This is a genomic window from Psychrobacter coccoides, assembly GCF_017498085.1.
Classification (GTDB): domain Bacteria; phylum Pseudomonadota; class Gammaproteobacteria; order Pseudomonadales; family Moraxellaceae; genus Psychrobacter; species Psychrobacter coccoides.
In genome coordinates this window covers 118,990-125,382 of record NZ_JAGBKM010000007.1, presented here as the reverse complement: position 1 = coordinate 125,382, position 6,393 = coordinate 118,990, and the positions used below count along the sequence as shown (strand labels likewise).

7 protein-coding genes are annotated in these 6,393 nt (G+C 42.9%); 3 read left to right on the top strand and 4 right to left on the bottom strand.

Annotation, left to right across the window (positions count from 1 at the left end; translation table 11 throughout):
- Positions 1 to 351: 351 nt before the first annotated feature.
- Positions 352 to 1,023: a DNA glycosylase gene (locus tag J3492_RS05840; RefSeq protein ID WP_207990852.1), complete on the bottom strand. Its 672-nt coding sequence runs from the start codon at positions 1,021 to 1,023 to the stop codon at positions 352 to 354.
- Between the two features lie 542 nt (positions 1,024 to 1,565).
- Between J3492_RS05840 and upp the strand changes: the two genes are divergently transcribed.
- Both upp and J3492_RS05830 read left to right on the top strand, forming a co-directional pair.
- Positions 1,566 to 2,225: a uracil phosphoribosyltransferase gene (gene upp / locus J3492_RS05835; RefSeq protein ID WP_207990850.1), complete on the top strand. Its 660-nt coding sequence runs from the start codon at positions 1,566 to 1,568 to the stop codon at positions 2,223 to 2,225.
- 77 nt (positions 2,226 to 2,302) lie between these two features.
- Positions 2,303 to 3,055, top strand: coding sequence for an SDR family NAD(P)-dependent oxidoreductase (locus J3492_RS05830; protein ID WP_207990848.1), 753 nt, complete (start codon positions 2,303 to 2,305; stop codon positions 3,053 to 3,055).
- A 21-nt stretch (positions 3,056 to 3,076) separates the two neighbouring features.
- Here the strand turns inward: J3492_RS05830 and J3492_RS05825 are convergent, their stop codons facing one another.
- Positions 3,077 to 3,724: a hypothetical protein gene (locus tag J3492_RS05825; protein WP_207990846.1), complete on the bottom strand. Its 648-nt coding sequence runs from the start codon at positions 3,722 to 3,724 to the stop codon at positions 3,077 to 3,079.
- A gap of 72 nt (positions 3,725 to 3,796) precedes the next feature.
- Here J3492_RS05825 and J3492_RS05820 point away from each other — a divergent pair, with 72 nt between their 5' ends.
- Complete coding sequence (locus tag J3492_RS05820; RefSeq protein ID WP_207990844.1) at positions 3,797 to 4,744, top strand: alpha/beta fold hydrolase; 948 nt, start codon at positions 3,797 to 3,799, stop codon at positions 4,742 to 4,744.
- Between the two features lie 8 nt (positions 4,745 to 4,752).
- On the opposite strand, the gene J3492_RS05815 is transcribed toward J3492_RS05820, so the two are convergent.
- Positions 4,753 to 4,983 (bottom strand): DUF1653 domain-containing protein, encoded by a 231-nt coding sequence (locus J3492_RS05815; RefSeq protein ID WP_207990842.1) that lies wholly within the window; start codon positions 4,981 to 4,983, stop codon positions 4,753 to 4,755.
- 110 nt (positions 4,984 to 5,093) lie between these two features.
- Positions 5,094 to 6,305: a tyrosine--tRNA ligase gene (tyrS, locus tag J3492_RS05810; RefSeq protein WP_207990840.1), complete on the bottom strand. Its 1,212-nt coding sequence runs from the start codon at positions 6,303 to 6,305 to the stop codon at positions 5,094 to 5,096.
- Between the last annotated feature and the right edge of the window lie 88 nt (positions 6,306 to 6,393).

The window sequence follows — 6,393 nt, the reverse complement described above, 5'->3', positions numbered from 1 at the left end:
TAATTTGTCAGTAAGTTAAGAGGTTGATTTGACTAATTATTATTAGTCTGTGTCTTGCTCTGTCCCTTAGTGAGATGCGTATTATAGACGCTTTAAATAAGTTGTCAAGGACTAAATTATTTTATTTTAAATTAGTAGGCTTTGTTTTTAGAATGATGAATCATTCTGCTAACTGCCCTTCCCTTTCGACTGGGTGGCATTATACTCGGTTTTGATAGGGGGTCAAGGGGTTTTAGAAAATAGTTTTATTTCATTCAATAACAATGTTGTTTTATCTTGATATCAAACACTCATGTCACTTAACTGCTGCTATATAGTTAGGAGCTATCTCTTATATAGCTATACTCTATTTTATAGTTTGCCCATTTTTTCAAAGAACATCTTATAAGCCGCTATCTTTTTATCGAGCGCTAATGGATAAGCACGTGAAGTAGAGGGTAGTCTATATAATGTTAAATCGTTCACTTGCGTATTTATGCAGTCAGCATCAACACTTTGCCACTGATAAGGGTAATCCATACTTTGATTGGTTTTGGGATACTTAGACTTAGCTGGTGGCTCATCTAATAAGTTTAACAGCACCTCAGTCGCCTTGCCCCCTGTGGTAAATAAAGTCTCAACCTTAGGAACCTTTGGCAAAATTACATCTAGATCCACTGGTGTCACGACGGTTAAGTTTTTGTCAGAGGCATTGCCAGTCTCACGAATGGCTTGCTTCACCGTCGGGCACGAGGCAATACCACGTTCAAACATAAAGCTGCGAATACGTTCAGGATCGAAGCGTTTCTCCTCACCTATTCTAAAATAATTCACATCATCGAAAAACACGCCGCCGTAAATGCGCCACATGTCATTATAGAAATTTGGGTAATGAAAGCGCATGGCCCATTTGTCAGCGGTTGGTGGAAATGTACCCATCATCATGATAGTTGCATTTGGTGGTAATACTGGAGCAAACGGATGGGTTTCTATTTTTGCAGCGTTATCTTTTGACAATGTATTGTCAGTATCGTTATTAAACATAAGGTTTTACACATGAGTTGGTTGATTGGTCATAAGATTCTTAATCAAAATAGTGGTTTTTTTGTTATCATAGCAGGCCTAAATACAACTTCACTTATCACGGTGTTCTAGTTAAACACACGCTCTAGCTAAGCTTAGTAGTAAAACACGATTAATCTAATATGACGTTGGCTAAGTAATGATTTGCTTAAAGGCGACAACCTTATATGAGCAAATGACGCAGCAGCAAGTAGAAGGCTGCGCTGTATTTACAAGCCTATATTTCTAAAGCAATACAGTGACGATTAAATAGGACGATTAAATAGGACGGTTATAGAGTCCGTCCGAGATAAAGTCGAGACACTCATGATCGGCTACTAAATTGCTATAGCAAAATACTGTATCAGCTGTAAGTTGCATCAACTATCAAGCTGTTTGGTCAATTGTAATAGAGCTTACTATCTATGGGCGTTGTGTAAGTTGAAATGTGGTAAGTGTTTGTAACTTTTATACAAATGGCCATGACTGCGCAAGCATCAGACCTAAATATCAAGAGAGTACTTATGAGTGACTTAAATAGCGGTTTAAACATTACGGTAATCGATCATCCATTAGTCCGTCATAAACTCAGCTTAATGCGCGAAAAGGACTGTAGCACCTATAAGTTTCGTACATTAACCAAAGAGCTTGCACGTCTAATGGCATATGAGGCGAGCCGTGATTTTGAAATCGAGACCTTCCCGATGGAAGGCTGGTGTGGTGAAATCACCGGTGAGCAAATCATTGGTAAGACAGCAACCATCGTACCAATTTTACGTGCAGGTATCGGCATGTTAGATGGCGTGCTTGACCTGATTCCTACTGCAAAGATCTCTGTAGTGGGTCTGCAACGTGATGAAGAGACCTTACAACCTGTGCCATTCTTTGAAAAATTCGTCAGTCATATGGATAAGCGCCCTGCTTTAATCGTTGATCCTATGTTGGCAACTGGCGGCTCAATGGTCGCCACTATTGATATGTTAAAAAGAAATGGCTGTAAGAGTATCAAAGCACTCGTATTGGTTGCAGCACCTGAGGGGGTGCGGGTAGTCAATGAAGCACACCCTGACGTGACCATTTATACTGCTGCGCTTGACAGCCATTTGGATGAGCATGGCTATATCATTCCAGGTCTGGGTGATGCAGGAGATAAAATTTTTGGTAAGCAGTTATTTAATAAGTAAACCAAAAACTATCACCCTAGCTCACATAGTAACAGTATCAGGGACTGTTAAACATTCTCAAATAATAAGGATATGACATGAATGTATTGATTACAGGAGCAAGTGCTGGGTTTGGTCAAGCGTTGGCAGAGCGTCTGATCACAGGCGGTCACCAAGTGATTGGCTGTGCCAGACGTCTCGATAAACTCAATGCATTGGCAGACACATTAGGCGAGGCGTTTTTACCTGTCGTTATGGATGTCAGTGATACAGCTTCTATCCCGCAGATCCTTGCTGACTTACCTGAGAGCTTTCAACAAATAGACGTCTTGGTAAATAACGCTGGTTTGGCACTGGGTACAGAGCCTGCACATGAGGCCAACCTTGATGATTGGATGCAGATGATTGATACCAATGTTAAAGGTCTTATGGCGCTGACCCATGCAATCTTGCCAGCGATGGTTGCGCGTGACAGCGGCTATATCATCAATGTCGGTTCGATTGCAGGCAGTTGGCCATATTATGGTGGTAATGTATACGGTGCTACCAAAGCCTTTGTCAAACAATTTAGCCTGAATTTGCGCGCTGACCTGCTTGGTACGCAAGTAAGAGTGACCAATCTGGAGCCAGGTAATGTTGCGGGTACTGAGTTTTCAAACGTGCGCTATCATGGTGATAACGATAAAGCAGCTCAAGTTTATGACGGCTTTAAAAGTATGAGTGGTGGTGATATCGGCGATATACTGCTTTGGCTGATTGAGTCGCCTGCGCATATTAATGTCAATCGTTTGGAAGTCATGCCAGTGGCACAAACCTATAATGGTTTGACAATTGCTAAGCAAGGCGAGTAAACCAGACAGTTAGACCACCTATCAACGCAGCTCATAACAGCGCAGCAATGTTCTTTCATGAGTATTACTGTATGCAATCAACTGCTCATTGACCAAGCGTAAATCCTTAAAATCTAAAATCAACACCTCATTACGGGTGCGCTCACTGGTGCGCTTGTTATGACGTAACGCAAATCCCAATACCTGCTTACTGACTACTTTTATCTGGTTAACCACTGTTTGCTGACCATTAACTGCTGTCTTTTTACTGATTGTCTGAGCATTGATGACAGCAGTAGCAGGATTGACCGTGGTCGTTAACAGCTTTTCTTGCCGAGCGTTTTTGGGGATAATACCTGCACCAAATAGCACCTGCTCTACTGGTAAGAACTGCGTATGACGCATTAACTCACGGCGGAATAACGCTGGCATATCTGTGTTAAAACTGTCTTCTATTTGTCGATGAAAAGCAGCAAAGTTCCGCTGCAAATAACGACCAAACACCGAAAAATTAATCCATTCTTGATAGACGTCATTTGCCAATAGCTGCTTGGTAAAGGCATTGGCGTCTGGCATAACTTCTCCCGTTAGCAGCGCCATTAATAATGACTGCGGACTATCAAACGTCTGCTGCTGCCAAACCTGCGGATAAAGACTACTATCAAGTGCTGGTAGCGTTGGCGTACTCATGAGCAAAAGTCCTTTTTTATATCGGGGCATTTGTTTTACTATAACAACTCCACCTTGAGAATATAATAAAATATGTTGGGCATCATTACTACTAAACACCAACTACAAACGGTCAGCATAGGCGCCGCTGATGGTACACAGCTCCCTGTCTCTATTATCGGTTATGGTCGACCAGTTTTATTACTTCATGCTTTTGGTATGGATGCACGGCAGTTTTTACCCTTTATTTTGCCATTGACCCAGTACTATACTTTTTATTTGCCACATTTTCGGGGTTTTGGTTTGGCAGCGGATTTGAAACTACCGCAATTTGATTTTATCGAGCAATATGCGGCTGATATCGAATCGATCATGCAATATATCATCAAGGCAGAACAAGTTGACAGCCTCCCTATCGCTGGCATATCCATGGGAGCGCTTGTAACATGGGCATATTTTCAGCGTTTTGGCGTTGATAAAGTCAGTCGTTATCTGAATATCGATCAAGCACCTATCATTCATAACCAACCTGATTTTCAAGGTGGGGTATTTGGCACAAGGCAAGTAGATATATTTGCCAAGTTTGATGCCCTTATCGATAAAACTACGCCTTATCTAGAAGTGGAAGACTTCCGGCATCTGCCTTATGAGATAAAAACAGATCTACTGGCGATGGAGCGCTCTTTTTCGTTGCTTTCCGCCAGTCGCAAGCACTCACAACAACTGATAAAAGCGCTGAGTTATCGAGCACCGCACAAGATTGCATTGATGCGTCATGCGACATGGCAGCATAAAATACGGTGTTTGTCTGCGTATGTTGAGCTGCCTTATGACTATCGTGAGGTTTTGAAGACAGTAAACATTCCGACAACGTTGCTGATCGGTGGACGCTCACAGTTATACACGCCCAAATGGCAGTCATATCTGGCTGATAAACTCCCAAATGCCAAGACCATCATTTTACCCAAGTCAGGACATGCTATACCGATAGATGCGCCGATTGGGTTTTATAAAGTGTTAAAGGGGTTCTTGGAAAGTTAGGGCGTGTCTTAGTCTGCTAACGCTTTAATCAACTCAAATCGTGGCGCTTCTTTACCGTCACGTATAACGGTTTCTGTAAACATCGTCAGCGGTCGCACCCATACGCCATACTCACCGTAAAGACAACGATAAACCACAAGCGCCTCTTCGGTTTCGGAATGCTGCGCCGTGTGTAACACCTGATAAAGGTTGCCTTTGTAATGGCGGTAGATGCCTTGAGGGATACTACTTGTTGTCATTTTAACATCCTAGTGTTTAGATCTAATGATCTTAGTAAAATCATCTTAACAAAAAATAAGGCCGACTATCGATGTCGGCCTTACGTCTACTGTTAACGCTTGAGTGTTTATCAGCCCACCGTTACTCTAGCATAGCCCTTTTTGCCCGCCTGAATAACGACGCTCTGGCCTGAGGTTAAGCTAAAGCTACCATCAACCACGTCCCCATCCACTTTTACCGCGCCACGTTTGACCATATCTTTGGCTGCCGAGTTGTTTTTGGCAAGCTCTGCTTGGTTGAGGATTTGGGTGATAAATAGCGCCTCTTGACCTTCTAGGTCTAGCATAACCTCTGGTAAATCGACTGGCAACTCACCATCAGCAAGCACGTTACCCGCTGATTTGTGTGCATTAGCCGCAGCATCGGCATCGTGGAAACGCTCGATTAACTCTTCGGCAAGAATACGTTTGATTTCTTGTGGATTGCGACCGTTTTCCATCTCTGTCATTAACGCTTCGACTTCTTCCATCGGCTTAAAGCTTAAAAACTCAAAGTAACGATGAATCAAAGTATCTGGCATCGACAGCAGCTTTTGATACATGGTACCTGGTGCATCATAAATACCGACATAGTTGCCAAGTGACTTAGACATTTTATTGACGCCGTCTAGTCCTTCTAAAATTGGTACTGTGATACAAACTTGTGGCTCTTGGCCATAACGACCTTGCAAAGTACGTCCCATCAAGATATTAAAGGTTTGATCGGTACCGCCCAGCTCGACGTCGGCTTTTAGGGCAATAGAGTCATAGCCTTGCACCAATGGGTATAAAAACTCATGAATGGCAATGGGCGTTTGTGCCGCATAGCGTTTGGCAAAGTCATCACGCTCAAGCATCCGTGACACAGTGAGTTGGCTGCCCAACTGAATCATATCACCCGCCGACATGTCATTGAACCACTCAGAGTTAAAGACAATGCGGGTTTTGTCTTTATCCAAAATCTTAAAAACCTGCTCGGCATAAGTCTGAGCATTGATTTTGATTTGCTCATCACTGAGTGGCGGGCGTGTGTTGCTCTTGCCAGAAGGGTCGCCAATTTTGGCCGTATAATCACCAATTAGAAAATAAATCTCATGACCCAAATCTTGAAAGTGTTTCAGTTTATTGATAAGTACCGTGTGACCCAAGTGCAGATCAGGTGCTGTAGGATCGAAGCCCGCCTTGATACGCAGCGGACGACCTAACTTTAGCTTGGCAACTAAATCCTCTTCAGACAGGATTTCTTGCGTACCGCGCTGAATCAGGGCCAGTTGTTCTTCGATGGTAGAGGGTTGCTCAGTCATGATGTTCTCTTTATAGTCTTTTTGAGGAGAGAAGCCTTTACAGGTTTAAAACCTGATAGGCACATAAAAATGGTAGAATTTGGCAGAT

Coding starts and splice junctions, on each gene's coding strand:
- J3492_RS05840 (WP_207990852.1), bottom strand. CDS start 1,023: ATGTTTAATAACGATACTGACAATACATTGTCAAAAGATAACGCTGCA.
- upp (WP_207990850.1), top strand. CDS start 1,566: ATGAGTGACTTAAATAGCGGTTTAAACATTACGGTAATCGATCATCCA.
- J3492_RS05830 (WP_207990848.1), top strand. CDS start 2,303: ATGAATGTATTGATTACAGGAGCAAGTGCTGGGTTTGGTCAAGCGTTG.
- J3492_RS05825 (WP_207990846.1), bottom strand. CDS start 3,724: ATGAGTACGCCAACGCTACCAGCACTTGATAGTAGTCTTTATCCGCAG.
- J3492_RS05820 (WP_207990844.1), top strand. CDS start 3,797: ATGTTGGGCATCATTACTACTAAACACCAACTACAAACGGTCAGCATA.
- J3492_RS05815 (WP_207990842.1), bottom strand. CDS start 4,983: ATGACAACAAGTAGTATCCCTCAAGGCATCTACCGCCATTACAAAGGC.
- tyrS (WP_207990840.1), bottom strand. CDS start 6,305: ATGACTGAGCAACCCTCTACCATCGAAGAACAACTGGCCCTGATTCAG.